Source organism: Aeromonas sp. S15(2024), assembly GCF_041402265.1.
Taxonomy (GTDB): domain Bacteria; phylum Pseudomonadota; class Gammaproteobacteria; order Enterobacterales; family Aeromonadaceae; genus Aeromonas; species Aeromonas dhakensis.
The window spans coordinates 39,132-64,905 of the sequence record NZ_JBGLQY010000001.1 but is presented as its reverse complement, the minus strand read 5'-3'; the positions used below and the strand labels follow the sequence as shown (position 1 = coordinate 64,905).

Annotated in this window: 16 protein-coding genes, 5 tRNA genes, 1 pseudogene and 1 riboswitch; of the genes and pseudogenes, 9 read left to right on the top strand and 13 right to left on the bottom strand. The window is 61.0% G+C overall.

The genetic code is table 11. The features are described from left to right. Nucleotides 1-366: 366 nt before the first annotated feature. The 5 genes from ACB033_RS00300 to ACB033_RS00280 all read right to left on the bottom strand — a co-directional run bounded on the left by ACB033_RS00300 (nucleotide 367) and on the right by ACB033_RS00280 (nucleotide 6,420). The gene (locus ACB033_RS00300) at nucleotides 367-1,368 is read right to left on the bottom strand and encodes an ABC transporter ATP-binding protein (protein ID WP_005297879.1); all 1,002 of its coding nucleotides are present in this window, start codon (nucleotides 1,366-1,368) and stop codon (nucleotides 367-369) included. Next, a complete protein-coding gene (locus ACB033_RS00295) occupies nucleotides 1,365-2,423 on the bottom strand; it encodes an ABC transporter ATP-binding protein (RefSeq protein WP_042007445.1) in 1,059 nt (352 codons plus the stop codon). The genes ACB033_RS00300 and ACB033_RS00295 overlap by 4 nt, the downstream gene beginning before the upstream one ends. Before the next feature lie 25 nt (nucleotides 2,424-2,448). After that, entirely contained in the window at nucleotides 2,449-4,266 is a 1,818-nt protein-coding gene (locus tag ACB033_RS00290; protein WP_042007444.1) for an extracellular solute-binding protein, read from the bottom strand. An 82-nt stretch (nucleotides 4,267-4,348) separates the two neighbouring features. Beyond that, a complete protein-coding gene (locus tag ACB033_RS00285; RefSeq protein WP_139723920.1) occupies nucleotides 4,349-5,392 on the bottom strand; it encodes an ABC transporter permease in 1,044 nt (347 codons plus the stop codon). Nucleotides 5,393-5,394: 2 nt separating this feature from the next. Then, entirely contained in the window at nucleotides 5,395-6,420 is a 1,026-nt protein-coding gene (locus tag ACB033_RS00280) for an ABC transporter permease subunit (RefSeq protein WP_010633023.1), read from the bottom strand. Nucleotides 6,421-7,157: 737 nt separating this feature from the next. On the opposite strand from ACB033_RS00280, the gene ACB033_RS00275 reads away from it, so the two are divergent. The 7 genes from ACB033_RS00275 (at nucleotide 7,158) to ACB033_RS00245 (ending at nucleotide 14,870) form a co-directional block, all read left to right on the top strand. Continuing rightward, on the top strand, nucleotides 7,158-9,713 hold the full coding sequence (locus tag ACB033_RS00275; RefSeq protein ID WP_042007442.1) for a TonB-dependent receptor: 2,556 nt from the start codon (nucleotides 7,158-7,160) through the stop codon (nucleotides 9,711-9,713). Between the two features lie 110 nt (nucleotides 9,714-9,823). Next, complete coding sequence (locus tag ACB033_RS00270; protein ID WP_005297842.1) at nucleotides 9,824-10,588, top strand: DUF3450 domain-containing protein; 765 nt, start codon at nucleotides 9,824-9,826, stop codon at nucleotides 10,586-10,588. Continuing rightward, nucleotides 10,585-11,958, top strand: a complete 1,374-nt coding sequence (locus tag ACB033_RS00265) for a MotA/TolQ/ExbB proton channel family protein (protein ID WP_005297840.1) — start codon at nucleotides 10,585-10,587, stop codon at nucleotides 11,956-11,958. The genes ACB033_RS00270 and ACB033_RS00265 overlap by 4 nt, the downstream gene beginning before the upstream one ends. A gap of 10 nt (nucleotides 11,959-11,968) precedes the next feature. Then, a complete protein-coding gene (locus ACB033_RS00260; protein ID WP_005297834.1) occupies nucleotides 11,969-12,496 on the top strand; it encodes a MotA/TolQ/ExbB proton channel family protein in 528 nt (175 codons plus the stop codon). Between the two features lie 67 nt (nucleotides 12,497-12,563). After that, nucleotides 12,564-12,971, top strand: coding sequence for a biopolymer transporter ExbD (locus tag ACB033_RS00255; protein WP_005297833.1), 408 nt, complete (start codon nucleotides 12,564-12,566; stop codon nucleotides 12,969-12,971). Nucleotides 12,972-12,987: 16 nt separating this feature from the next. Further along, nucleotides 12,988-13,623, top strand: coding sequence for an energy transducer TonB (locus ACB033_RS00250; RefSeq protein ID WP_005297832.1), 636 nt, complete (start codon nucleotides 12,988-12,990; stop codon nucleotides 13,621-13,623). An 11-nt stretch (nucleotides 13,624-13,634) separates the two neighbouring features. Continuing rightward, complete coding sequence (locus ACB033_RS00245) at nucleotides 13,635-14,870, top strand: lipopolysaccharide assembly protein LapB (RefSeq protein ID WP_124249677.1); 1,236 nt, start codon at nucleotides 13,635-13,637, stop codon at nucleotides 14,868-14,870. A 340-nt stretch (nucleotides 14,871-15,210) separates the two neighbouring features. Here the strand turns inward: ACB033_RS00245 and ACB033_RS00240 are convergent, their stop codons facing one another. After that, nucleotides 15,211-18,246 carry a glycosyl hydrolase family 18 protein gene (locus tag ACB033_RS00240; RefSeq protein WP_162518991.1) on the bottom strand — a complete coding sequence of 1,012 codons (3,036 nt, stop codon included), beginning with the start codon at nucleotides 18,244-18,246 and terminating at the stop codon, nucleotides 15,211-15,213. A 115-nt stretch (nucleotides 18,247-18,361) separates the two neighbouring features. Beyond that, a riboswitch (cyclic di-GMP riboswitch) is annotated at nucleotides 18,362-18,447 on the bottom strand. A gap of 296 nt (nucleotides 18,448-18,743) precedes the next feature. On the opposite strand from ACB033_RS00240, the gene ACB033_RS00235 reads away from it, so the two are divergent. Beyond that, nucleotides 18,744-20,888: an ExeM/NucH family extracellular endonuclease gene (locus ACB033_RS00235; RefSeq protein ID WP_139431682.1), complete on the top strand. Its 2,145-nt coding sequence runs from the start codon at nucleotides 18,744-18,746 to the stop codon at nucleotides 20,886-20,888. 134 nt (nucleotides 20,889-21,022) lie between these two features. Here ACB033_RS00235 and ACB033_RS00230 read toward each other — a convergent pair. The 7 genes and pseudogenes from ACB033_RS00230 to gltX form a co-directional block, all read right to left on the bottom strand. Next, nucleotides 21,023-21,098, bottom strand: a tRNA-Ala gene (locus ACB033_RS00230). Nucleotides 21,099-21,132: 34 nt separating this feature from the next. Beyond that, nucleotides 21,133-21,208 (bottom strand) — tRNA-Ala (locus ACB033_RS00225). A gap of 48 nt (nucleotides 21,209-21,256) precedes the next feature. After that, nucleotides 21,257-21,332 (bottom strand) — tRNA-Ala (locus ACB033_RS00220). 63 nt (nucleotides 21,333-21,395) lie between these two features. Further along, nucleotides 21,396-21,471, bottom strand: a tRNA-Ala gene (locus ACB033_RS00215). 28 nt (nucleotides 21,472-21,499) lie between these two features. Then, nucleotides 21,500-21,575 (bottom strand) — tRNA-Ala (locus ACB033_RS00210). A 237-nt stretch (nucleotides 21,576-21,812) separates the two neighbouring features. After that, nucleotides 21,813-21,905 (bottom strand): annotated as a pseudogene (locus ACB033_RS00205) (glutamyl-tRNA synthetase); the annotation flags it as partial. 36 nt (nucleotides 21,906-21,941) lie between these two features. Then, complete coding sequence (gene gltX, locus ACB033_RS00200) at nucleotides 21,942-23,357, bottom strand: glutamate--tRNA ligase (protein ID WP_139431684.1); 1,416 nt, start codon at nucleotides 23,355-23,357, stop codon at nucleotides 21,942-21,944. 273 nt (nucleotides 23,358-23,630) lie between these two features. Here gltX and ACB033_RS00195 point away from each other — a divergent pair, with 273 nt between their 5' ends. Further along, on the top strand, nucleotides 23,631-25,733 hold the full coding sequence (locus ACB033_RS00195) for a methyl-accepting chemotaxis protein (protein ID WP_162518992.1): 2,103 nt from the start codon (nucleotides 23,631-23,633) through the stop codon (nucleotides 25,731-25,733). The last annotated feature ends 41 nt before the right edge of the window (nucleotides 25,734-25,774 follow it).

Here is a 25,774-nt window from a genome sequence, read left to right as displayed (position 1 = left end):
GACAGAGCGATGAGGTGAATATATGTTTGAGAATCTGGCAGTACTGTTCCACCTGAAGGGTGTAACCAGCAAGAAAGGCGTGGCAGAGAAAGATACCTATGCACCGTCAACCCGCAACTACTACTTCCGCTATGGCGCCTGATACCACCAGCGGCCAATTTCGTGAAAGAGTTACCGGGTATTTAAGTAGTAAAATTACAAACAACAGCAATCCACACAGCAGCCATCCCCTCTCGGGGGCGCTGTCCTGCCCTGGCCAGATGTTCCACGGCCAAACCTGAACTCCAACCATGAAGATGGGGCCCGCAGGCCCCATTTTTTATTCGTTGTTTCCCGTGCCATCTTGCTGCGATGCGGGCACCGGCATCATACCGCCTTTCCCAGGGGGATCGCCTCGGCCAACGGCAACGGCGTGTGGCAGGCCACCTGGTGACCGGCCCCGTCGCACGACTGCAGACTCGGCGACTGGGTGCGGCACAGCTCGCCGGCATAGGGGCAGCGCTGGTGAAAGTGGCAGCCGCTCGGCGGCGAGATGGGGGATGGCACATCACCGGTCAGCAGGATGCGCTGGCTGCGCCGACGCGGGTCCGGCACCGGAATGGCCGAGATGAGTGCCTGGGTATAGGGGTGACGCGGCGCCAGATAGAGCGACTGGGCCTCAGCCAGTTCGACGATCCTGCCCAGATACATCACCGCAATCCGATCCGAGATGTGCTTGACCACCGACAGGTCGTGGGCGATGAAGATGATGGCGAGATTCATCTCCCGCTGCAGGGTGAGCAGCAGGTTGACGATCTGGGACTGCACCGATACATCCAGCGCCGACACCGCCTCGTCACAGACCAGCAGCTTGGGCTTGAGGGCGATGGCCCGGGCGATGCCGATGCGCTGGCGCTGGCCGCCCGAAAACTCATGGGGATAGCGATCCACCGCGCTGCTTGGCAGCCCCACCTTCTCCAGCAGCTCCTGCACCCAGACCCGCCGCTGTTCGGCGTTGCCCTTGCCGTGGATGACGAAGGGCTCCTCCAGGATCTGCCCCACCGTGTGGCGGCTGTTGAGGGATTCTGCAGGATCCTGAAACACGATCTGCATCTCCTGGCGCAGGGAGCGCATCTCCTTGGGCGAGAGGTGGGTGATGTCACGCCCCTCGAAGGTGATGGTGCCGGCGGTCGGTTCGAACAGCTTGAGCAGGGTGCGTCCCAGGGTCGACTTGCCACAGCCGGACTCGCCCACCAGCCCCAGCGTCTCCCCCTGCTTGAGATCGAAGCTGATGCCGTCCACCGCGTAGACGTGGTACTTCTTGCGCAACAAGCCGCCGCCCAGCTGGAAGTGCTGCTTCACGTCGCGCACCGATAAAAGCGTCTTCATACGGCTAGCTCCCTCCAGTGGTGGCAGGCCACCCCGTGCCGCTCGGCGAGCTGCTCGGTGGCCGGAATGGCCCTCACGCAGATCTCGGTGGCATGGGGACAACGGTTGGAGAAACGGCACCCGGCGGGCATCTCGTGCAGGGCCGGCACCTGCCCCTTGATGGTCTTGAGCAGGCTCTTGGGCTCATCTTCGAGCCGCGGGATCGAGCTCATCAGACCATGAGTATAGGGATGGCGCGGGTGGTCAAACAGCTCGAACACGTCGGCCTGCTCCACCGCCCGGCCCGCATACATTACCACCACCTCGTCGCACAGTTCCGCCACGACCCCGAGATCGTGGGTGATGAAGATGATGGCCATGCCGGTCTGGGCCTGCAGCTCCTTCATCAGTTCCAGGATCTGGGCCTGGATGGTGACATCCAGCGCCGTGGTCGGCTCGTCGCAGATAAGCAGCGCCGGCTCGCAGGCGAGCGCCATGGCGATCATCACCCGCTGACGCATGCCGCCGGAGAGGTTGTGGGGATAGACGGCGAAGCGCTGGGCGGGCTCGGGGATCCCCACCTTCTGCAGCATGGCGATGGCCGCCTCCCTGCGCTGGGCCTTGTTGTAATCGGGACGGTGGAGGCGGAACACCTCCATCAGCTGATCGCCGACCGTCTGCACCGGGTTGAGCGCCGTCATCGGCTCCTGAAAGATCATCGAGATGCGGTTGCCGCGCACCTTGTACATCTGATCCGGTGACAGCGCGAGCAGATCCTCCCCCTGAAAACGGATGGAGCCCGCCACCACCTGACCATGGGGCTTGGGCAACAGCCCCATGATGGCGAGCGAGGTGACGCTCTTGCCGCAGCCGGACTCGCCGACCACCCCCAGGGTCTGGCCGGGGGCAACCTGGAAGCTGACCCCGTCGAGCACCTTGATCTTGCCGTCGTCGACGGCAAATTCCACCTCGAGATCGCGCACCTCAAGAATCGGGGCCTTGCTCTGGCCATCATCCACGCCGAGCTGCCTCCCATGATCCCTGGCGCCCGGGTGGGGAGCCTGTGTGTTGGGCATGACTGCTGCTCCCTTCTGCGCCATATCAGTGACGTGCATAGGTCTTGTCGAGCAGGTTGATGGGCGCTAGCGCCTCCCCTGCCTCCTTGGCTTTCAGGGTCTCTTCCTTCACCTTGGGATCGAGCCAGAGCAGGCCGCCACTGCTGTGGGGGTAGCCGTCCATGGGCCAGTAGAGCAGATCAGGCGTGTTCTTGGTGGCGGGCACCTCGGGCAGCATAACGTAACGCCAGCTGCTGGCCCGCACGTAGTTGAGCTGTACCCCGGGCACGAAGATGGCGAGATCATAGATGCGCTGCTGGATCTGGCGAGAGAGCTCGGCCCGCTTGGCCATGTCGAACTCGACGTTGTAGGCGTCGATCAGCGCATCGAGCTCCTTGTCAGCCACGTTGAACAGATTGTTGGTCTGCGGCTTGTTGGCGTTGGCGGAGTGGAACGACTCCCAATACTGCGGATAGAGACCGCCGCCGGCCCAGCCCATCCAGGCCGCCTCGTGTTTCTTCTCCAGCATTGCCTTGAAGCCGGTGGCGCCGTCCACCAGGTTGAGCTCCAGATCCAGCCCCGCCTTCTTGGCCTCTTCCTTGAGCACGGTCAACCGCTTGGAGTGCTCCTGGCTGGTGTAGGTGAGCGCCAGGGTCAGTCGCTCCCCCTTGTCGTTTTGCAGGATGCCGTCCGGCCCCGGCTTGCTGTAGCCCGCCTTGGCAAAGTAGTCGCGCGCCTTGCTGATGTCATAGGCCCGCTCCGGCAGCTGCATGTCGGTGAACTCGCCAAAACCCGAGCCGAAGGTGGTAGCTCTGTCGTAGTCGCCACGCAGCACCGTCTTGATCATCTTGTCGATGTTGAGGGCATGCTGAATGCCGAGCCGCACGTTGATGTCCGCCAGCTTGGGAGTGGCGATATTGAGATGCAACCCTTGCCCGCCCTGCTTGGTGTCGGTCATGGCCATCACCTTCTGCACGTATCCCTGCTTGTACTCGGGGGTGACCGCTTTCTCATGCCACCAGTTGGGCAGGATCATCTCGAAGGTATCCAGCTCCCCTTTCAGGAAGTGACGGAAGGCGATGTTGTGATCGCGGATCACCTGCACCTTGATGGTGTCGAGGTTGAACCTGTGCTGGTTGTAGCGATAGTTCTGGGCCCACCACCCCTTCTGCTTGCTGAAGGTGATGGACTTGCCCTTCTTCACGTCGGTCATCACGTAAGGGCCTGTGGTGGGCACCACGGCCCAGTTGTACTGCTTCACCCAGTTGGGGGTCAGCTTGTAGTAGTGCTTGGGCTGAGGCCACAGCTCGGTGGTGTTGAGCAGATCCAGCTTGGCCTTGCGAGTACCCGCCTTGACCAGGATGGTGTGGTCGTCAATCTTCTCCACCGCCACCACCTCGGTGGTGTAGTAGTTGTTGAACCAGGGCCCTTTGATGTCCTTGGAGCGCATCATCTCGTAGCCAAAGGTGTAGTCATCGGCGACTACCGGCTTGCCGTCGGACCACTTGGCCTGCGGATCCAGCTTGAAGTAGACGGTCTGGTTGTCCGGCGCGATGGCCCAGTGGGTCGCGAGCGACGGAATGGGGTTGCCGGTATTGGGATGGAAGCTGATGAGCCTCAGCTGGTTGTCCATGATGAAGGAGCGGAACGCGCCGTTGGAATCCGGCCCCACGGTGCGAAACGTCAGCGGAAAGCTGTCTACAAACATGGTGATGCTGCCGCCGGGCAGCGCCTTGGGCGAGGCGAACACGGGGTCGGTGTCGTTGGTTTCCCACTTGAGATCCGCAGGCAGGCTGGCCGCCCACACCCAGGTCCCGTTCACCAACAAGAATAGAGCACCTATCCATTTGATTTTATTGTTCATGTTTGACTTCCTGGTCATACCCCTGCACTGGGGGTTTATCAATTTAAGGGTGAGCAACCCGGCGCCTTGAGTGCGCCACAGGTCACTGATAACGGGTAAATTTGCGCGGGTCGAACGCCTCGCGGATCGCCTCGCCGATGAAGGAGACCATGATCAGCACCAGACTCACCGCCGCCACCACCGAGCTCACGATCCAGATGGCATCCAGGTTGTTGATGCCCTGGGAGAGCAGCTCCCCCCAGCTCGGGGTGGGCGGGGCCAGACCAAAGCCCAGATAGTCCAGCGCCGTCAGGGTGGAGATGTTGCCCACCACGGCAAACGGCGCCAGGGTGACGATCATCATCAGGGTGTTGGGCAGAATGTGGTTGAAGATGATCCGCCCGGTACCGGCCCCCTGGGCCCGCGCCGCCATCACGTAGTCCCGCGCCCGCTCCTTGTAGGTGAGGGTGCGCATGTACCAGGTGATGCCCATCCAGCCGAACAGCACGTTGATGGCCACGAACAGACCGAAATTGGGCTTGGCCAGCGACACCAGGATCATGATGACGTAGAGAAACGGCACCTGGGACCAGATCTCGATGAAACGCTGCAGCACCAGGTCAAAGCGTCCGCCGAGAAAGCCCATCATGCAGCCGATGGTGACGCCGATGGCGTAGCTGGCCACCAGCGCGATGAAGGCAAAGCCGATGGCGATGCGAAAGCCGTAGACCAGCCGCGCCAGCACGTCGCGGCCGCTGGTGTCGGTGCCGAGCAGGTGGCGCTCGGCCAGGCTCGGCGCGTAGGGTGGGTAGGCGTCCTGCTTGAAGTCCTGCTCATAGGGATTCCAGGGCACAGGTGGCAGCAACACCCAGTCCCCCTTGCCCTCTGCGGAAAATTTGTCTTGGAGCTGGCGGTAGTTGGTCTCGTACTCGTAATCGAGCCCGAACTGCTGACCCGGGATCACGTCGCCATAGGTGGGAAAATAGAGCTCTCCCTGATAGCTCACCATCAGTGCCCGGCTGTTGACCAAGAGCTCCGCCAGCAGGGAGAGCAGCACCAGAGTGGTGAAGATGATAAAGGAGTAGTAGCCGCGTTTTATCGATTTGAAACGCTTGAGTTTTTTCAAGGTAACCGGATTGAGCTGCATGGTTATTCTCCAAACCGCACGCGGGGATCGACAAGGGCGACACAGATGTCGGAGACAATGTTGCCCACCAGCATCAGCATGGAGGTGATGGCCAAAATGCCCATGACGGTGGGGTAATCCCGCTCCACGATGGCCTCGTAGCCAAGCAGGCCGATGCCGTCGATGTTGAAGATGGTCTCGATGAGAAAGGAGCCGCCGAAGAAGACGGTGAGCACAGATCCCAGGTGGCTCGCGATGGGGATCAGGCTGTTGCGCATGGCGTGATCGGTCACCGCCTTGCGAAACGGCAGTCCCTTGGCCACGGCGGTGCGCACGTAATCCGCCGACAGATTCTCCATCAGGCTGTTTTTCATGGTCATGGTGAGGATGGCGAAATCCCCGATGGCGTAGGCAATGAGCGGCAGCAGCGCATGGGCGAAGAGGGTGCGGATCTGATCCCAGCTGTTCTCCATCCCGTCAAACTCGTCCCCCGGGAAGCCCCCCATGGGCAGCCACTCCAGATGAAACGCGAAGACGGTGATGAGGAAGATGCCCACCACGTAGGCGGGCAACGCATAGGCCATGTAGATGAGCATGGAGCTGACTGAATCGAAGCGGGTGTTGTGTCTGAGCGCCTTGGCCACCCCGAGCGGGATGGAGACGGCGTAGCTCAGCAGAAAGGTGGCCAGCCCGAAGAAGGCGGTCACCGGCAACCTGTCCTTGATAAGATCCCACACCGGCTCGTAATAGCGGGTCGACTCGCCGAGATCCAGCACCGCCAGCTTCTGCAGCCACTCCCAATAGGCCACCAGCATGGGCTTGTCGAGGCCGTAGAACGCCTTGAGCTCCTCGATCTGCTCGTCGGAGAGCGCCTGCGCCCCCTTGCTGCCGCTGGAGCGACCGGACTCATTCTGGGAAACCTGGGCCTGCAGCAACATGCGTTCGACCGGACCGCCCGGCACGAAACGGGTGATGGTGAAGACGAGCAGGGTGATACCGAGAAACGTCGGGATGATCAAAAGCATCCGACGTAGGAAATACGACAGCATGGTGGAACCTCGTCCTTGTTGTTCTTTTATGGCCAGTCACATCCGGTGACGGGCCCGTCCTTCCTGGCATTACTCACTGAATAGCCGATGATTGACAGACTATCCGCTCGGTCACTGTAAAAGCTCTGCAACAAAAATCAAGTAGAACTAGGGGTGCATTCTGGTCCCGGCTTGTGCAGTGGAATTTATCGTGAGTTTTTTCTGAAATTCGCAACTTCAAGATAAAAAACTACAAGATGAACAACTTAAATAACGTTTAGTAATTCAACAAAACAGATAAAAACCAGCAAATAAATTAAATAAACCATTAAAAACAGCTACTTAAAGCAAACCCCACAAAAGAACACCTTCTCTATATGGCTGCACATAAATAGGTGGCCGGCGCCCAGCCTGAACCTCAGCCGAACACACTACCAAAACAGACAATAATGCTAAAAATACCTAACTCAACAATATAAAACCCAGAAAGACACCACCCTTATCGATAAGTTCAAAATTAATCGATAAACTGGAATCAATTTGCCTTAACAAAACCTTTACATAGGAAAACGTTACCAAATCAGAATAAATCTCTGCCAAATGCGAACAAATAAAACATAGTCATCTTATTACCCGCCACGCCCCCATCCGTACCGCCTCAATTGACGTCAACCGCCAAACCTTGATAAGCCTTACGCATCGCCCCAACGAGGGCGGTATGGAAGCAAACAAAAAAACAACCAGGAAGGATATAAGCGATGCTTAGGAAAAGCAGACTCTCTGCTGCCGTTGCGTTTGCCTTGGCGAGCGCGGCAGTAGTGGCCACCCCTGTCTTGGCCGAAGAAGGCCAAAACGTCGAAAAACTCCAGAAGATCAAGGTTACCGGCTCGCGCATCTCCCGTGTCGACGTGGAAGGCGCCACCCCGGTCGTCGCCATCAGCAAGGCCAAGATCGAACAATCCGGTCAGCAGACCGTGGCCGACTACCTGAAGCAGGCTTCCTACAACTCCTTCGGTAGTATCTCCCCCTCCTCCGGCAGCTCAGCCCAATCCCAGGCCACCGTCAGCCTGCGCGGGCTTGGCTCAGAGCGCACTCTGGTGCTGCTCAACGGCAAGCGGGTCGCCGGCTCTCCTTCCATCGGTGGCAGCTCCATCAACCTCAACTCCATCCCCATGGCGGCGGTGGAGCGGGTTGAAGTGAACCTAGACGGCGGCTCTGCCCTGTACGGTTCCGATGCCATCGGCGGCGTCATCAACGTCATCCTGAAACAGGACTATGAAGGGCTGGAATTCCAAGGCCGTATCGGCTCTCCCACCGAAGAGGGTGGTGACGAGAAGAGCGGTTCCATCGTCAGCGGCATCACCGGGGAGAAGGGTTCCCTGATGATGGTGTACGAGCACGACGTCAAGGATGAGATCTACTACAAGGATCGCGACTACCTGGCGTTGCAGGGCTCGTCTGCTCCCAGCCTGTATGGCCGCAACATCAAGGGGATCGATGCCGCCACCGGCAAGACGGTCACCCGTACCCTGGACGGCATCGACTGCGCCAATACCGGTCCCGGCTTCGTGCCGGTCGGTACCGCCTGCCGCTTCGACTTTGCCCAGGTCGCCGCCAAGACCGCTTCCCGTACCCGGGACACCGTCTATGTCAACGGCCGCTATCACATCAATGACAACGTCGATTTCGTACCCCAGCTGATCGGCTCGCGGGTCACCAGCTTCGGCCGCTTCGCCCCAGCCGCCGGTCCCTTCAGCATCGACGGTACCACTCCGGGCGGCGCCCAGCTGCTGGCCGACAACGGCTTCATCGGCGACAAGGCTACCGTCTACTATCGCTTCAGCAACGTCGGCCCCCGTGACAACGACGTCACCGACATGACCGGCAGCATGAACCTGGGCTTCGAGGGCACATTGCCGACCGAAGCGGTGGGCGATGTGGAGTGGAATGCGGGCTACATGTACTCCAAGACCGACAACAAGAACCGCGGGACCGGCTATGTGCTGAATCCGTCGGTCCAGCAGGAGGTCGACAGCGGCAACTTCAAGAACGGCGAGTTCTCCAGTGCCGCCACCAACAGCCTCTCCTACGACACCAGCCGTACCTCCAAGATGGACTTCTTCCAGTGGTACGGTGGCCTGGGCTGGAGCATGGGCGAGCTGCCGGCCGGCCCCATCGGCTGGTACCTGGGGGCCGAGTACAACGACTGGGTTTACTCCGACACCTATGACAGCCAGTCTGCGGCCGGCAACGTCATCGGCTCTTCCGGCAACTCGGGCAGTGGTGTGCGCGACGTCTTCGCCGCCTACATCGAGAGCCTGATCCCCATCACCGAGCAGATCGAGCTGAACCTGGCCGGTCGTTTCGACAAGTACAGCGACTTCGGCAGCGCCTTCTCGCCCAAGGCGAGCCTGCGCTATCAGCCGCTGGACAACCTGTTGTTCCGCACCTCCTGGTCGCAGTCCTTCCGTGCCCCGGGTCTGGACGACCTGTACGCGGCCGATGCCGACTCCGCCGACTACGCCAAGGACTATGTCTCCTGCCAGGCCAACGGTGTCGCCAACTGCCCGGAAGAGCAGTACACCACGGTTCGCCAATCCAACAAGAACCTGAAGGAAGAGACGGCTGACACCTTCGGCATCGGCGCTGCCTACAGCCCGATCGACGACCTCAACCTCTCGCTGGACTACTACTACATCAAGATTGATGACGTGATCCAGCTGGCCACCACCCAGACCCAGTTCTATCAGGAGCTGAACACTGGCAGCAACCCGAACGTCATCCGCGATGCCAACGGCGATGTGGAGCAGGTTTATGCCGGCATGGTCAACCTGGGCCAGCTCAAGACCAGCGGTCTGGACTTCAAGGCTGACTACAAGTACGACTTCAACGTCGCGACTGTGCGCTACGACTTCGGCAGCACCTACATTCTGAAATACGAAGAGGGTCTGTTCGCCGGTGGTCCCATGGTCGACAAGAAGGGCTGGAACGCCAAGCCTGAACTGCGCTTCAACTCCGGTGTCGGGGTCAATGTGCCGCAGTGGTGGAACATGGATGCCTACCTGAGTGCCAACTACATCGACTCCCAGAGCCAGGACTATGTTGACGGTCGGACCGAGGGCCATATCGCCTCCCAGACCACCTGGAACCTGAACGTCGGTGTTAACACCCCCTGGAACGGCAAGCTGCAAGCCGGTGTGAAGAACATGTTCAACGTAGGCCCCTCGCTCTCCAGCGACGGCTTCACCTACGACGAAGATCTCTACAGCATCGACGGACGCATCGTCTACCTCGACTACACCCAGAAGTTCTAATCAACTCTCGTTGATATACCAACCTAAGCCGGCCCGGTCGGGCCGGCTTTGCCCAACGTCCAAGGAAGTTACGGAGATAGGGTAATCCTATGAAAACAAGGACAATTACAATGAAGAAAGCGCTCCTCGGCAGCCTGGTTTCTGCTGCCTTGCTGACCAGCTTCAATCTGAGTGCCGCCTCTGCCAGCCAGGCAGTGGACGCTCAAGCCGCCACCGACAATGCATCCAAAGTTTCCCAGCAGAAGATCGACAACTACGCCGACTCTGCCGAATCCGCCCTCGCCCAGTACAAGGCCGCTCTGCGCCAGGTCGACAGCCTGCGCACCTACAACGAGCAGGTGGGCAAGATGGTCGAATCCCAGAGCAGCGAGCTGGCCTCCATGCAGCGCCAGATCGCCCAGATCGATCAGACCAGCACCGAAGTGGTGCCCTTGATGCTCAAGATGATCGACTCCCTCGACCAGTTCGTCTCGCTGGACCTGCCGTTCCAGAAGGTTGAGCGGGAGGACCGCGTGGCGGCCCTGACCGACCTGATGAACCGGGCCGATGTCACCATCTCCGAGAAGTACCGCAAGATCCTGGAGGCCTATCAGATCGAGGAGGGCTTCAGCCGCACCATCGAGTCCTACAAGGCCAGCCTGGACAAGGATGGCAGCGAGAAGACTTACGAGTTCCTGCGCGTCGGCCGCATCGCCCTGCTCTACCAGTCCCCGGACGGCCAGGAAACCGGCATGTGGAACAAGCAGACCCGCCAGTGGGAAGAGTTGCCCCAGGAGTATCGCAGTGCAGTGGAACAGGGCCTTCGCATCGCCAAGAAGCAGGCGCCTCCCGCCCTCATCAAGCTGCCGGTTCAAACTGCGGAGAAAGCATCATGAAAGGAATCAAACTTGCCATCGCCTCGCTGATCGCGGGCGCTACCCTGGTCACCCTGCCGGTGACCGCCGCCGAGAAACCGGTGGATCTGAACGCCCTGCTCAATCAGGTCAAGGCTGCCAGCACCACTGAATCCCAGCTCAACAAGGAGCGGGAAGCCCGCTTCCTGGCCGACAAGAACGAGCAGACCGCCCTGCTGGCCAAGGCCAAGGCCGACCTGGCTGCCGAGACCGCCAGAGGCGAGCAGCTCAAGGCCACTTTTGATGCCAATGACAAGCAGCTGACCGAGCTGACCGAGACCCTGCGCCAGCGCTCCGGCAACATGGGCGAGATGTTCGGCGTACTGCGCCAGTTCGCCGGCGAGTTCAAGGGGATCTTCAACGCCTCCGCCCGTCGGGTCGAGCATCCGGAGCAGACCGCCCTGCTGACCCGCCTGGCCGAGAGCAAGGAGCTCCCCTCCAGCGATGACCTGACCGCCTTCTGGACCACTACCCTCAGCCGCATGGTCGATGGTGGCAAGGTGAGCCAGATCCCGGCCACCGTGGTCTATGGCGAAGGCAACCAGGCCGAGAAGACCGTCACCCAGATCGGCGAGTTCAACACCGTCTCCGAAGGCAAGTACCTCACCTTCGTGCCGGAGACCGGCAAGTTCGAACAGCTCTCCCGTCAACCAGAGAGCAATGTGCTGGAACCGGTCGCCAAGTTTGAACAGGGCGGCGGCAGCGTCGAACCCATCTTCATCGACCCGTCCCGCGGCGTGATCCTCTCCCTGCTGGTGCAGTCGCCAACCCTCAAAGAGCGCATCGATCAGGGCGGCTCCGTGGGTTACGTGATCCTGGCACTGGGGGTCATCGGCACCCTGCTGGCGCTGTTCTGCGGTGCCCGCCTCTCCCTCATCGGCGGATCCATGCGCAAGCAGCTGAAATCCGATCAGATCATCAAGGGCAACCCCATCGGCGAGATGCTGGGCGCCTACCAGGCGCACCGTGGCGACAACATCGAGGATCTGGAGTCCAAGCTCGACGAGATCATCCTGCGCAACGTGCCCAAGTTCGAGAAGGGCATCAGCATCATCAAGCTGATCGCCTCGGTGGCACCGCTGCTGGGTCTGCTGGGTACCGTAGTCGGCATGATCGCCACCTTCCAGGCCATCACCCTGTTCGGTACCGGCGATCCCAAGTTGATGGCGGGCGGTATCTCCGAAGCCCTGGTCACCACCATGCAGGGTCTGGTGGTCGCGGTGCCCATGCTGTTCCTCTACACCATCGTACAGACCCAGAGCCGCCGTCTGATCCAGGTGCTGGAAGAGCAGAGCGCCGGCTTCGTCGCCCGTTATCAGGAACGTCTGCACGCCTCCAAAGCCGCAGCGTAAGGAGTCACCCATGTGGTTCTGGTTGATTGAAGAAGTCGAGTCGGTCCGCCGGTTTCTGGGATTGGGGGGCGACGTGCTGGTCGCCCTGTTCTTCCTGACCCTGATGATGTGGGCCTTGCTGCTGGAGCGCTGGTTCTACTTCATGGCGGTCTACCCGCAACAGGTGAAGCAGACCAAGGCCGCCTGGCTGGCCCGCAGCGATCACCTCTCCTGGTCTGCCAGGCAGATCCGCCGCGAGCTGGTCTCCCGGGTGGCCATGGCGGTGGACAAGGGGATGCCGGTCATCAAGGTGCTGATCGCCCTCTGCCCGCTGATGGGACTGCTGGGCACCGTGGTCGGCATGGTGCAGGTGTTCGACACCCTGGCCATCACCGGCACCGGCTCACCGCGGGCGATGGCCTCGGGGATCTCCAAGGCGACGGTACCGACCATGGCGGGCATGATTGCCGCCCTTTCCGGTCTGTTTTTTGTCAGCCGGCTCGATCACAAGGCCAAGCTGGCCGTGCAGAAGCTGGAAGACAACCTGAAACACGGCTGATGCAGGATGCACTCCCCCGCCGGACCCGGTTCTGGCGGGGGCACAGAACAAGCAAGGAGTTTTTGCCATGAGAAAACGTCACAGCGACAGCAGTGCTGATGAGGCGGCCATCGATTTGACCCCCATGCTGGACATAGTGTTCATCATGCTGATCTTCTTCATCGTCACCACCTCGTTCGTCAAGGAGTCCGGCGTGGAGATCAACCGCCCGAGCGCCAGCACGGCCGAAACGGTGAAGAAGGGGAACATCATGGTCGCGGTCCGCGAGAACGGCCAGGTCTGGGTCGACAAGCGCATCGTCGAAGTGGGTGCCGTACGTGCCAACATCGAGCGGCTGCGGGCGGAAAACCCGGAGAGCGCCGTGGTGATCCAGGCCGACAGCGAATCCCGTTCCGGTCTGGTGGTCCAGGTCATGGATCAGATCCGCATGGCCGGTGTCCAGAACATCTCCATCGCCGCCGACAAGAGCAGCTGATGCCGGAGCGAATGCCATGAGATACCTGATATCGTTAGCGGTCTCCTGCGTGGTGGTGTTCTTCCTGTTCCTGGGAATGAACAAGCTCATCACGCCGGATCACCGGGAGCTGACGGAGAAGGAGGACGTCACCATGACCGACTTCATTCGCCTCAAGCCTCAGGAGACCCTGCAAGAGAGACAACGTGAGCTGCCCAAACCGCCGCCTCCGAAACGCCCGCCGCCCCCTCCCGAGATGGAAGTGGCGAGTACGGACCGGCCGCAGATGGAAAGCTCGCCGATGGACATGCCCAAACTCGACATCCCGGTCAACATCGGCGGCGGCAACGCCCTCGGTGCCTACAGCACCGGTGGCGGTGGCGGCGGCATGGGTGGCAACAACGGCGCCATTCCACTGGCGACCTTCGAGCCCATGATGCCCCGCAAGGCGGCGCTGGCCGGCCTCGCCTCCGGCAAGGTGCTGGTGGAGTTCACCGTCACCGAGCGCGGCACCGTCAGCAACGTGCGGATCGTCAAGGAAGAGCCACGCAGCTACGACCTCGGCAAGGCAGCGCGCCAGACCATCGCCAAATGGACGTTCAAACCGGCCATGGTGGATGGCAAGCCGCAGGCCAGTCGCATGCAGCAAGAGATCGAGTTTGCGACCAACTAAGGAAGGTGGCGATGAAAAAGTTACACACCCTGATCCTCGCCCCGGTCGCCATGGCGGTGCTGCTCAGCACCGCCGGTTGGGCCGCCGAGCAGCCCGCCCTCTCTGATCGCGCCTATCGTGCGGTCAACAAGGCGCAGGCACTGATCACCGAGAAGAAATACGGCGAGGCCAATGCCAAGCTGCAGGAGGCGCTGTCCGGCGCCGGCGAGCGGGTTTACGACAAGGGGGTCATTCTGCAGACCCTGGGCTTCGTGGCGGCGCAACAAGAGAAGTACGGTCAGGCGACCAAGTACTTCGCCGATGCCATCGCCACTGGCGGGCTGCCCCAGCCGGTGGCCCAGCAGGTGCGCTACAACCTGGCCCAGCTCTACATGGCGGAGGGGAACTTCAAGGCCTCCATCAGCACCATGAACCAGTGGTTCGCGAACCTCGGCAAGGACGAGAAGCCGACCCCGCACGCCTACATCACGCTGGCCAACGCCCATGTGCAGCTCAAGCAGTATCGAGAAGCCATTCCGGCGGTGGACAACGCGATCAAGCTCTCCGCGGGCAAGGCGCCGGAGTCCTGGTACCTGCTGAAGATGGCGGCCCACTACGAGCTGAAGCAGTACAAGCCGGCTACCGAGGTGCTGACCGCACTGGTCGACCGCTACCCGGAGAAGAAGAAGTACTGGACCCAGCTCTCGGCCATGCACATGCAGGCGGGCAACGATGCCAAGGCCCTGGCGGCGCTGGAAGGCGCCTACAACCTTGGCATGCTGACCGAAGCCAGCGAGCTGCAGCGCCTCGCCAACTACCTGGCCTTCGCCGGCATTCCCCACCGCGCCGCCCGCGTGATGGAGAAAGCGATGAAGGAAGGGACCATCGAGAGCAACGCAGCCAACTACAAGACGCTGGCCAACTACTGGCACCAGGCCAAGGAGCTGGACCCGGCCATCGACACCCTGGCCAAGTCCTACAAGCTGGCCCCCAGTGCCGATCTGCAGTTGAAGATGGCGCGCATGATGATCCAGAGCAAGCGCTACCAGGATCTGGTGACCTTCGCCGCCAAGCCTGCCGCCAACGCCAGCGGCGAGCAGCGAGCGGATCTGAAGTTCCTGACCGGGGTTGCCTATTTTGAGCAGCAAAAGCCGAAGGAGGCACTCTCCGCCTTCACCCAGGCTGCCCAGAACGGCAACGTCAGCGGTCGCGCCTCGCCCTGGATCAGCTTCTTGAAAGAGCAGCAGGGCGGTGCCGTCACCCAGTAACCAAGCCGCGTGCCGACCGGGACCATCCCTCGGCAAGGCACGCAACAACACCCGGCAGGACGGGCTCCCGCCCTGCCGATCAACAACAAGGGGATTACCCCGCAGATTGCCTTGGTGGCAATTGGCCGCTCCCCGGAGCGGTCTTTTTTATGCCCCTGCCTTTATTACCCCGCCATAAAAAAATCCGGAGCCTGGGCTCCGGATTGGGTCATTGCCTTGCGAGAGAACAGGCCTGGCAGAGTGCCGGCCTGTCTCTCAAACGGTCATCAGTAACTGCACACCAGTTTCCAGCTGCCGCCGCCCGCTCTGAGTTCGCTGCTGGTACAGCAGCTTGGACAACTCAGTAGCTGCATACCAGTTTCCAGCTGCCGTCGCCCGCCTTGGGCTCGCTGCTGGTCCACCAGTTGGCCTGCCAGACCGCCTTGTTGTTGGTCATACGATCACCACCGTTGGCATGATCCCCCTGCGGCCAGGTCGGATAGGCCTTGTAGGCGGCCGGATTGACGTTCTGGCTGCTGCAGGTGGCACCGCCCGGGTTCTCACCGCCGCCACTGCTGCCCAGCACGGCCTCCGGCAAAGTCGGGAACTCGGCCTTGAGACCCGCAGTCTGGGTGCCGCTGATGATGCGGATGCCGCTCGGTACACCGGCGGCCGGCAGATAGTAGGTCATCGCCACTTCCACGTCGCTGCCCGGCGCCCACGCCTTCCAGGTCGGCAGCGTGAAGGCCGCCTTGTGGAAGTCCTTCTCGTTGGCGATGCCGTCGGAGTTCTGGTTGCCGCCGCTCTCCACCACTTTCAGCCCCATCCCGCTCTGGTCGGTGATGGTGTCGGAGGTGGAGGTGGGCACCAGGAACTCGATGCGGGTACCGCCCGGAATGGTCTGGGTCGAGTTGTTGGTGAGCTTCAGGGTCGGGTTGATCGGGTAGTTGGAATCCCCCTCCTTGAAGCCGGAGAGGCTCACCGCGATGTCGAGCTGGGCGGTTGGCGCCGCCAGATCGTTCTGCCTGGTGTCGTACTTGGTCGCCTTGGCAAACTTGTCGTAGGCGAGCGTGGTCAGGGTATCCCCCATGCCGTACTCGTTCTTGGCCGGATCGAAGGCGTAGTCACCCGCCATCTCCCAGAACATGACCCCGCCCAGGCCCCGCTTGATGATGTAGTCGAGCTTGTGGCCCATGGACTCTTCATCTTCGGTGGAGAGGAACACCTTCTTCTCTTCGTTCCACAGCCAAGGCGCCTGCGCCTTGTCATCGTAGTAACGCACGTACTTGCCCTGCATCACGTGAGCCGGGTTGTTGGGATCCAGACCCCAGGCCTGACCGTAGCTCGGCATGGTGGTGATACCCAGGCTGGCGGCGTTCTCCAGGTTCTTGGCGTGCCACATGGGCACGGCACCGCCGCCGATCTCCTTGCCGTTCTTGTCGAGATCGTGCCAGATGTTGTCGATGCCGACCGCCCCGTTGCCGCACGGAATGGTGCTGCCGCCGGTACCCGGCTGACAATCGCTCTGGCTCGGCAGTGCTGCCTTGCCGCCCAGGCCGTGGGTGCCACCGCTGACCCCTTGCCAGCCGCGGGTGTAGTAAGGCACGCCCACGTTGATCTTGCCGGCCGCCAGGGCGCCACGGAAGTAGTGGGCAGACCAGGCCGCGTTGAGGTAGCCAATGCCGCCAAACTGGCTCTGGGTATAGACGCCCCAGTGGGCAAGTTCGGCATCCGCCTTGTTGTCGAACAGGGCGGCGTTGTGACCGACGAAGTTGTTCCAGGCGCCGTGGAAGTCGTAGGTCATCAGGTTGACGTAGTCGAGGTACTGGGTGACCTGGAAGTTCTCCATGCCGCGCAGCAGATAGGCCGAGGCCGGCGAGGCGATGGTCAGCATGTACTTGCGACCATCCTCGCTGCCGGCGCTGTCGAGCTTGCTGCGCAGGGTCTGCATCAGCACCTTGTAGTTGGCAAACAGCTTGCCGCGGCACTGGTTGGAGAGCGGGAAGTCGTTGGGGTTGCCCGCATCCTTCATGGAGGTGGGATACTCGTAGTCGACGTCGACCCCGTCAAAGCCGTACTGACGGATGAAGCTCACCGCCGAGTTGGCAAAGGCGTTGATGCCGTCGGTGTTGACCGAGCAGTCACCCTTGGTGGTGGCGGTATAGAAGCCGCGGGTATCGGCCCAGCCCCCCACCGAGATCAGGGTCTTCACGTCCGGATACTGCTTCTTGTACTTGGACAGCAGGTTGAAGTGGCCCTGGTAGGCGAACTCCGGATCCATCTCGGCACCCGGCACGCCGTCCCAGGTCATCTTGGTCGCCGAGTCATCCACCTTGATGGTGTGGCTCTGCTCGTCCACCGCCGCGAAGGCGTAGTTGATGTGGGTGATCTTGTCCCAGGGGATGTCGCTCACCAGGTAGGAGGGCAAGCCGTTCTTGCCGGTACGCCAGGAGGTGAAGTAACCGATGACCCGGCGGGCGTGGTCATCCCCCATGCACTCGTAGCCATCCGGACGGTAGATCTGACGAATGTCGCAGGAGAGATTGCCACCGGTGGGCGGCAAGGCGGCCTCTTCCACCTGCACGTCGACCTGGCTCGACTCGCCGCTCAGGTTCTCCTTGTCGGTCGCCACCAGCTTGAGGCCGGCCAGCCCCTTGCTCTGGGGCGTCCAGTTCACCTGCCAGGGGGCACTGGTGTCTTCACCCACTTTCTTGCCATCGACGAACAGCTCGACCTTGGCGACGTCGTCGTTGGCATCGGTGACGTTGCCGCTCACTGCCACGCTGCGACCCAGGGTCACCTTGGCGCCGGCGGCTGGGCTGCTGATGCTCACCTTGGGCGCCTCCGGCGCCACCACGGCGGCGACCTTGAAGCTCGAATCCGCCTCGCTCAGCACCTTGCCGTCTTTATCCAGCGCTCGCGCCTTGAGGGCGTGGGCGCCGACACCGGCGGCACGCCAGCTGCCGTTCCAGGGCGAGGCACTCGCCGTGGCGACCAGGGTGCCGTCGATGAGGTACTCGACCTTGACCAGCGCCGTCACCGGGCCGCTCAGGGTCACCGCCAGCGCGACGCTGGCCCCTTCGTTGACACTGGCGCCGGCAGCCGGCGAGCTGACAGCTACGCCGAGCGCCGGGGGCGGCACCTCGCCGCCATAGAGTTTCCAGGCATCGGCCCAGACGACCCCGACACCTGGCTCATAGTGATAGGGCGAGGCCCCGCACCAGCCGGAGTAGGGAAATTCTTTGCACTCATAGAGATTGCCGACGTTGCTGACGATGTCGCCGGCCTTGTAGGCGGTACCGGCCTGATAGGCGGGATAAGCGGCCTGTGCCCAGGCGGGCATGGCAGCCAAAGCCACCAGCATGGCAAGCCTGCTGGGCCTTAGGGTCTGTTGCATATTGTTATCTTCCTTGTTTTGTCTTGGCATTGGTCTCCAAGGCAAAGCACAAGCGCAACCTGCGTGATGGGCGCAGACAACTGGCAATGGACCTGCCACAAACGTCACCCTCACCCTGGGAAGCCCCGCTATCTGGATCGCACGATCTGAAGACCGGAGGCATTGCGTCCCGGCGTCTCGGCCGGTTTGCCCTTTACCTGGGTTCCGTGAGGAACAAGCCGAGTATAGGAATCAACCAGCCGAGTCTCAATCTTCATTCTCGAGGAAAAATATGTGGATGCCAGCGGGATCACATTTTCGCCAATCGGATGAAATAACAAATTTGTCATTAGTTTCATGCTGTTAGCTAAGTCAAAAAAACCGGCATTGCCCTCATTTGTATCCCCGTAATGTGCGTTGGCTCACTGGTACGACATGCCAGAAATGTGACAATGCGCGCCCTTGGCCGATGCGCCAAGGCTATGGAAACACTGGCAAAAAATAAAAAAGGAACAGATATGAAAGGAACACGTACCCTGCTGTCGCTGGCCGTGGGGATTGCGCTCGCCTCCCCGTCCGTCTATGCCGCCGGCTTCAGCTGCCCGGCCGACAGCGACCTCACCCCGATCCCGGTCATTCAGGGCAGCGGTGACAAGAGCCCGCTCATTCCCGCCGACAAGTTCGAAAGCCCCCAGAGCGTCATGGTCAAGGCGGTGGTCTCGGGTCTGGGCGAGAGCCTCAACAAGGGGTTCTACCTGCTGGATGTGCAGGGCGACGGCAACCCCCAGACCTCGGACGGCATCTTCGTCTATCTCAACGACAAAAACTTCGCCAGCAAGTACCCGGACATCAAGCCGGGCGCCGAAGTCTGCCTGGAGGCCAAGGTCGAGGAGTATTACGGCCATACCCAGCTCAAGCCACTGACTGACAGCGGCACCCCGCGCCTGCAGGTGATCGCCCAGGGCATAGCCCCGGCCGCCATCCCGCTGCGGGTGCTGGAAAACGAGACCCTGGCCCGGGCGCTGGAGCGCCACGAAGGGATGCGGGTACGGCTCGATGCCGACAGCGCGCTCAAAATCAGCCGCAACTTCAGCTACGACTACGCCGCCCGGCGCAACAACCTGGTGCTCTCCCACCAGGCGCCGCTGATGAAGCCGACCCAGCTGCACGACGCCGACAGCAAGGCCGCCAAGGCGCTGGCCAAGGCCAACGCCGGCAACCGGGTATTCCTCGAATCGGACTTCAAGGCCGCCGACGGCAAACTGCCCTGGCTGCCGGCCTGGGAGCCGGAACAGGGTTACCTGCGCATCGGCGATGCCCCGGTCAATCTGGACGCCATGGTGGGCTACAGCTACAACGAGTACCGGCTGATCGTGCCGCAGGATCAGGTGATCACCGCCGGCGATCTGCTGCGCACCAGCGACAACGACCGCCAGAGCGCCCCGGCCCGTGCCGACGGCACCGATCTGCGCGTCGGCAGCTTCAACGTGCTCAACTACTTCACCAGCCACTCCAGCGTGGGCGGTGCCCTCAACGTACTGTGCAAGGATCAGGCGGATGCGGACAGCGCCAAGGGCTGCAACCGTGGTGCCAAGAACCTGGAGGACTTCCAGAAGCAGCGCGCCAAGATCGTCAACGCCATCACCGAGATGGATGCCGACCTGCTCGGCCTGATGGAGATGGAGAACAACGGCTTTGACAGCCACTCCGCCATCAGCGACCTGGTACAGGCCCTCAACGCCCAGCAGAAAGAGGCGAGCAAGCAGTACGCCTTCGTCACCCTGCCCAAGGCACTGCTGCAGGGCGAGCACTACTTCGGTGGCGACGCCATCATGGTGGCCATGATCTACCGGCCGGCCAAGCTGGCACCGCAAGGGGACGCCAACGTCATCACCCTGCCGGTGCAGAAATACCTGGATGCCAAAGGGGTCGAGAAACAGGCCTCCCAGCGTGACTCCCTGGTGCAGACCTTCACCGTCGAGGGCAGCAAGGATCCGCTGACCCTGGTGGTCAACCACCTGAAATCCAAGGGCTCAGGCTGCCTGGAGAACCTGGACGGCAAGGAGCCGGCCGATCTGCAGGGCAAGTGCACCGAGTTCCGGGTCAGCGCCGCCAAAGTGCTGGGCGAGGCGGTGAGCAAGCTGCCCGGCCAGGTGCTGCTGGTGGGCGACTTCAACTCCTACGCCCGGGAAGATGCGATCCGGGTGCTGACCGACTATGTGCCGACCGACGGCCAGCGCAAGATAGTCTCAGCCTCCCAGACCTTCCTTGGCGACCAGGTCTTTGAGCAGACCGGCAGCGAAGTGGCCAAGAGCTACGGCCTGGTGGACATGAACGTCAAGTTCAACAAGGAGAAGGCCATCTCCTACAGCTACGAGGCCGAGCTCGGCACCCTGGACTATGCCCTCGCCAACCCGGCGCTGGCCGGCAAGGTGATCGCCGTGGCCGACTGGCACATCAACTCGTTCGAGAGCAACCTGTTCGAGTACGGCCGGGACTTCACCGGCGACATGATCAAGTCGGACAACCCGTTCAGCGCCTCCGACCACGACCCCATCATCGTCGACCTCAAGCTGAAAGAGGAGAGCAACGGCGGTGGCGGTGCCATGGGCGCCCTGCTGCTGGCCCTGCTGCCGCTGGCCTGGCGTCGCCGCCACGGCTGATGACCCTTGCCATCAAGCCAAAAGCCCGCAGCGATGCGGGCTTTTTTATGGATCGTCGGCACGACCGGTGAACGGAGCGCAAAACAAAAAGGCCACCGCAGTGCGGTGGCCTTTTCTACTTTCATTACGAAAGATGGTGGAGCTACGCGGGATCGAACCGCGGACCTCTTGCATGCCATGCAAGCGCTCTCCCAGCTGAGCTATAACCCCGATGTGTGTGAGTGACGTTGAGTCACTCTGAATTTGGTGGAGCTACGCGGGATCGAACCGCGGACCTCTTGCATGCCATGCAAGCGCTCTCCCAGCTGAGCTATAACCCCAAATTCGGTACTGAATGAATGGTTCTGGCGGCCAATCATCCTAAATAATGGTGGAGCTACGCGGGATCGAACCGCGGACCTCTTGCATGCCATGCAAGCGCTCTCCCAGCTGAGCTATAACCCCACAAAGGTCGGCCTGGGTGATACACACCGCACTGCCCTGGGTACTTCATTTCAATCAGGAACCTGGTGGAGCTACGCGGGATCGAACCGCGGACCTCTTGCATGCCATGCAAGCGCTCTCCCAGCTGAGCTATAACCCCTTGGATTCCAGATTGTTCGAGGAGAATTTGGTGGAGCTACGCGGGATCGAACCGCGGACCTCTTGCATGCCATGCAAGCGCTCTCCCAGCTGAGCTATAACCCCAACTCACCTCGGCGCTACCAAAGTTATCTCCGGCAACGGAGGCGCATGATAGGCACCGGCCGCTTTGCTGTCAACCCAAAAATAACGGCTATTCGCGCGTTTAGTCAAAATTCAAGCAGTTAGTCGATTTAACCGGCAATGGCACAGCTATCTCGCTGTTTTATGTCACAAAACCGGCCTTTGACCAAAAACAAAGGGCCCCCGCACGGGAGCCCTTTTTCAAGCGATGGTTGGCGCTTATTCGGCGGCCGTGCGCGCTTCGATATACGCCAGAGCGCGATCGATACGGGCGAGTACCCGCTCCTTGCCCACCAGCGCCATCACGGCGTCGGAGATGCCAGAAGGGAATGCCCCGGCGGCCTGCTATTACTCGGCAGCCATGCGCGCTTCGATATACGCCAGAGCGCGATCGATACGGGCGAGCACCCGCTCCTTGCCCACCAGCGCCATCACTGCGTCGATGGCGGGGGACTGACCCAGCCCGGTGACGGCTACGCGCAGCGGCATGCCGACCTTGCCCATGCCCTGACCCAGCTCGGCAGCAGTGGCTTCAATCAGCTCGTGCAGCGCTTCGGTAGTCCAGGTCTCCAGGGCAGCCAGCTTGGCCTTGGCCAGGGTCAGCGGCTCGGCGGCAACGCCGCGCAGGTGCTTCTTGGCTGCCGCCTCGTCGATGGCCTCGTACTCTTCGAACAGATAGCGGCTCTGGGCGGCCATCTCGACCAGGGTGTTGCAGCGCTCGGCCAGCAGGGTGACCACGTCGGCCAGGGCTGGGCCCTTGCTGGTGTCGATCTGCTGGTTGGCCATGTGCCAGGCCAGATGCTTGGCAACATAGGCCGGCTCCAGGCTGCGCATGTAGTGGTTGTTCAGCCACAGCAGCTTGTCGGTGTTAAAAGCTGAGGCAGACTTGGAGATGGCATCCAGGCTGAACAGCTTGATCATCTCCTCCAGGCTGAAGATCTCCTGATCGCCGTGGGACCAGCCCAGACGCACCAGATAGTTTAACAGCGCTTCCGGCAGGTAGCCGTCGTCGCGGTACTGCATCACGGAGACAGCACCGTGGCGCTTGGAGAGCTTGGCGCCGTCGTCACCCAGGATCATGGAGACGTGGGCAAACTCCGGCACCGGCGCGTTCAGCGCCTTGTAGATGTTGATCTGGCGCGGGGTGTTGTTGATGTGGTCTTCGCCACGCACCACGTGGGTGATCTCCATATCCCAGTCATCGACCACCACGCAGAAGTTGTAGGTCGGCGCGCCGTCGGTACGGCGAATGATCAGGTCGTCCAGCTCGGTGTTGGCGAACTCGATGCGGCCACGGACGTGGTCATCGAACACCACGGAACCTTCGGTCGGGTTGCGGAAGCGAATCACGTGGGGCGCATCGGCCGGATGGTCGTGGGCGTGGTCGCGGCACTTGCCGTCATAGCGGGGCTTCTCGCCATTGGCCATCTGGCCTTCGCGCAGCGCTTCCAGCCGCTCCTTGGAGCAGTAGCACTTGTAGGCGCGGCCATCGGCCAGCATCTCGTCGATCAGACCGTTGTAGCGATCGAAACGCTTGGTCTGGTAGTAGGGGCCCTCATCCCAGTTCAGCTCCAGCCATTCCATGCCCTCAATGATGGCGTCGATGGCCTCCTGAGTGGAACGTTCCAGGTCGGTATCCTCGATACGCAGCACGAACTCACCGCCCTGGTTCTTTGCAAACAACCAGGAATAGAGTGCGGTACGGGCACCGCCGACATGCAAAAAGCCGGTCGGGCTGGGAGCAAAACGGGTTTTGACTTTCATCTTTAAGCCTTGTGTAGAGGGCCTTGGGCCAATTCGTTAAAAAAACCGTCGCATTTTAGCACCGACAATGACGGATGGGAAAACCATGGCGCCATTGCGAGCTAAAGTAGGGGATTAAATCTGTCGCCATTTGCATCTGTAGCCCGATATTTGAAGAGGATCGCAAAACAGAAGCCCCGTTTCCGATTTGCTATGCACAATGCTGGAGAGCTGCCTCCTCCGGTCGATACCCAGATAACGCTCACCACACTTCTCATAAACAAGGAAGAGACGATGCAGTTCCGTTCTATCCAGAATCGCATTCTAGTGATGGCCGGGATCGCCATGACCACCGCCCTGGTCATCCTGATCCTGCTCAACCAATACTCCGGCCAACAAACCCAGAAGCTGACCATCAACTCCAGCCGCGCCGCCCTGCAGCAGGAGGCATGGCAGAAGGTCAGCGCCAACGCCCGTGCCGAGGCAGCCACCATCACCCAACTGCTGCAAAAAGCGTTGGCGTATGACCAACAACTTGCGGGGGTGGTTCAACTAGCCATTTCACAGGAGCTACCACTGACGCGCCCCAATGTTGTTTCGCTGATGAAAAAAACGCTGACCACAGACCATCAGATATATGGCGTCTTGGCAGGATTTGAGCCCAATGCACTGGATGGGCAAGATAGTAACTATGTCGACCAAAAGGAACTGGGCAGTGACAGTAGTGGCCGGTTTGTTCCCTATTACTACCGTGATGGAGGGTCGACAGGCACAGACCTTCTTTACTCCATTACCAAAACGGATACCGACAGCTTCGGTAACCCGGCCAATGACTATTACAGTTGCCCTCAACAACACAAAACCGCATGCCTAATCGATCCCTATGTATTTGATGTTAATGGCAAGCAAGTAATGCTAAGTACCATCTCATCCCCACTGTTTATTGACGGAATATTCAAGGGGATCATTGGCGTCGACCTTGAGGTTACTGCCCTCAACCAGCAGGCCAAGAGCCTCAACAGCAACATATATGATGGCAAAGGCGAAACACTGATCGTCAGTGCTGCAGGCGTAATTACAGGCACCAGCGGAAACGACAACATGCTGGGCAAACATGCCGAAGAGTTGTTGGGCAACAACTGGAAACAGTATCTGCAACAGCAGGAGCGACGTGAAGAACTCAATGACAATCTGCGCATCTCAGTGCCCATCGCGGTGCCGGGCATGAGCCGCAACTGGGCCATCATCGTCACCCTGCCCTACAAGGTGGTACTGGCCGGAGCCGATCAGCTGGAAGCCCAGCTGGGCGACATGAACCGGGCCGCCATGACCCAGCAACTGGTGGGTGCCGTCGTGGTGCTGGTGCTGGCGCTGGCCACCATGCTGGTCATTGCCCGCAGCATCACAGGCCCCATCCGCCAGATGGTGAGCCTGGTGGATGACATCGCCGATGGCGAGGGGGATCTCACCAAGCGGCTCAATACCCAGTCCCAGGATGAATTGGGGGATTTGGCCAAGGGCATCAACCGCTTCATCGACAAGCTGCAGGTGCTGCTGGGGGATGTGCTCAAGACCGCCAGCGAGGTGAACCGTCACGCCGGCGACACCGACCGCATCGCCGGCCAGACCGACAACAACCTGCAGCACCACCAGGCGGAGATGGAACAGATGCTGACCGCGGTGCAGGAGATGTCCTACGTCAGCCAGGAGGTGGCGACCCACGCCAACAACACCGCCGACTCCGCCAAACAGGCTCAGGGTGCGGCGGATCAGGGCAAGGTACGCTTCCAGCAGGTGATCCAGTCGATGCACAAGGTGGCCGCCGAAGCCGGCAAGGGCGCCGAAGTGGTGGAAGGGCTGGCTCACGACAGCGAGCAGATCACCAGCATCCTCACCGTCATTCAGGGGATCGCCGATCAGACCAACCTGCTGGCGCTCAACGCGGCCATCGAGGCGGCCCGGGCCGGCGAGCAGGGGCGCGGCTTTGCGGTGGTGGCCGACGAGGTGCGCAAGCTGGCGGGCAACACCCAGCAGGCGGTACAGAATACCCAGGAGCTGATCGAGAAGATCCGCCACAGCTCGGCCAACGCGGTCAACGCCATCAACCAGAGCCAGCAGCTGACCCACCAGGCGGTGGGGGAAGCGGATCTGGCGGAAGAGGCGCTCGGCAGCATCTATCAGGCCATCTCCACCATCAACGACATGACCTACCAGATCGCCTCCGCCGCCGAGGAGCAGAGCTCGGTCTCCGAGACCGTCTCCGGCAATCTGTCAAAAACCAACGCACTGGCCAACGACATCGCCCAGGATGCCACCGAGACGGCCAAAGCCAGCCAGGCATTGCGTCAGGCGGCCGAGCGTTTACAGCAATTGTTGGGACAATTTCGTCTCAGCTGATAATTTTCACGGTCAGGACTCTCCCCCTCGGGGGCGAGTCC

What these genes read in the sequence shown, in the direction of transcription:
- ACB033_RS00300 (WP_005297879.1), bottom strand. Translation starts at nt 1,368, where the DNA reads ATGAAGACGCTTTTATCGGTGCGCGACGTGAAGCAGCACTTCCAGCTG.
- ACB033_RS00295 (WP_042007445.1), bottom strand. Translation starts at nt 2,423, where the DNA reads ATGCCCAACACACAGGCTCCCCACCCGGGCGCCAGGGATCATGGGAGG.
- ACB033_RS00290 (WP_042007444.1), bottom strand. Translation starts at nt 4,266, where the DNA reads ATGAACAATAAAATCAAATGGATAGGTGCTCTATTCTTGTTGGTGAAC.
- ACB033_RS00285 (WP_139723920.1), bottom strand. Translation starts at nt 5,392, where the DNA reads ATGCAGCTCAATCCGGTTACCTTGAAAAAACTCAAGCGTTTCAAATCG.
- ACB033_RS00280 (WP_010633023.1), bottom strand. Translation starts at nt 6,420, where the DNA reads ATGCTGTCGTATTTCCTACGTCGGATGCTTTTGATCATCCCGACGTTT.
- ACB033_RS00275 (WP_042007442.1), top strand. Translation starts at nt 7,158, where the DNA reads ATGCTTAGGAAAAGCAGACTCTCTGCTGCCGTTGCGTTTGCCTTGGCG.
- ACB033_RS00270 (WP_005297842.1), top strand. Translation starts at nt 9,824, where the DNA reads ATGAAGAAAGCGCTCCTCGGCAGCCTGGTTTCTGCTGCCTTGCTGACC.
- ACB033_RS00265 (WP_005297840.1), top strand. Translation starts at nt 10,585, where the DNA reads ATGAAAGGAATCAAACTTGCCATCGCCTCGCTGATCGCGGGCGCTACC.
- ACB033_RS00260 (WP_005297834.1), top strand. Translation starts at nt 11,969, where the DNA reads ATGTGGTTCTGGTTGATTGAAGAAGTCGAGTCGGTCCGCCGGTTTCTG.
- ACB033_RS00255 (WP_005297833.1), top strand. Translation starts at nt 12,564, where the DNA reads ATGAGAAAACGTCACAGCGACAGCAGTGCTGATGAGGCGGCCATCGAT.
- ACB033_RS00250 (WP_005297832.1), top strand. Translation starts at nt 12,988, where the DNA reads ATGAGATACCTGATATCGTTAGCGGTCTCCTGCGTGGTGGTGTTCTTC.
- ACB033_RS00245 (WP_124249677.1), top strand. Translation starts at nt 13,635, where the DNA reads ATGAAAAAGTTACACACCCTGATCCTCGCCCCGGTCGCCATGGCGGTG.
- ACB033_RS00240 (WP_162518991.1), bottom strand. Translation starts at nt 18,246, where the DNA reads ATGCAACAGACCCTAAGGCCCAGCAGGCTTGCCATGCTGGTGGCTTTG.
- ACB033_RS00235 (WP_139431682.1), top strand. Translation starts at nt 18,744, where the DNA reads ATGAAAGGAACACGTACCCTGCTGTCGCTGGCCGTGGGGATTGCGCTC.
- gltX (WP_139431684.1), bottom strand. Translation starts at nt 23,357, where the DNA reads ATGAAAGTCAAAACCCGTTTTGCTCCCAGCCCGACCGGCTTTTTGCAT.
- ACB033_RS00195 (WP_162518992.1), top strand. Translation starts at nt 23,631, where the DNA reads ATGCAGTTCCGTTCTATCCAGAATCGCATTCTAGTGATGGCCGGGATC.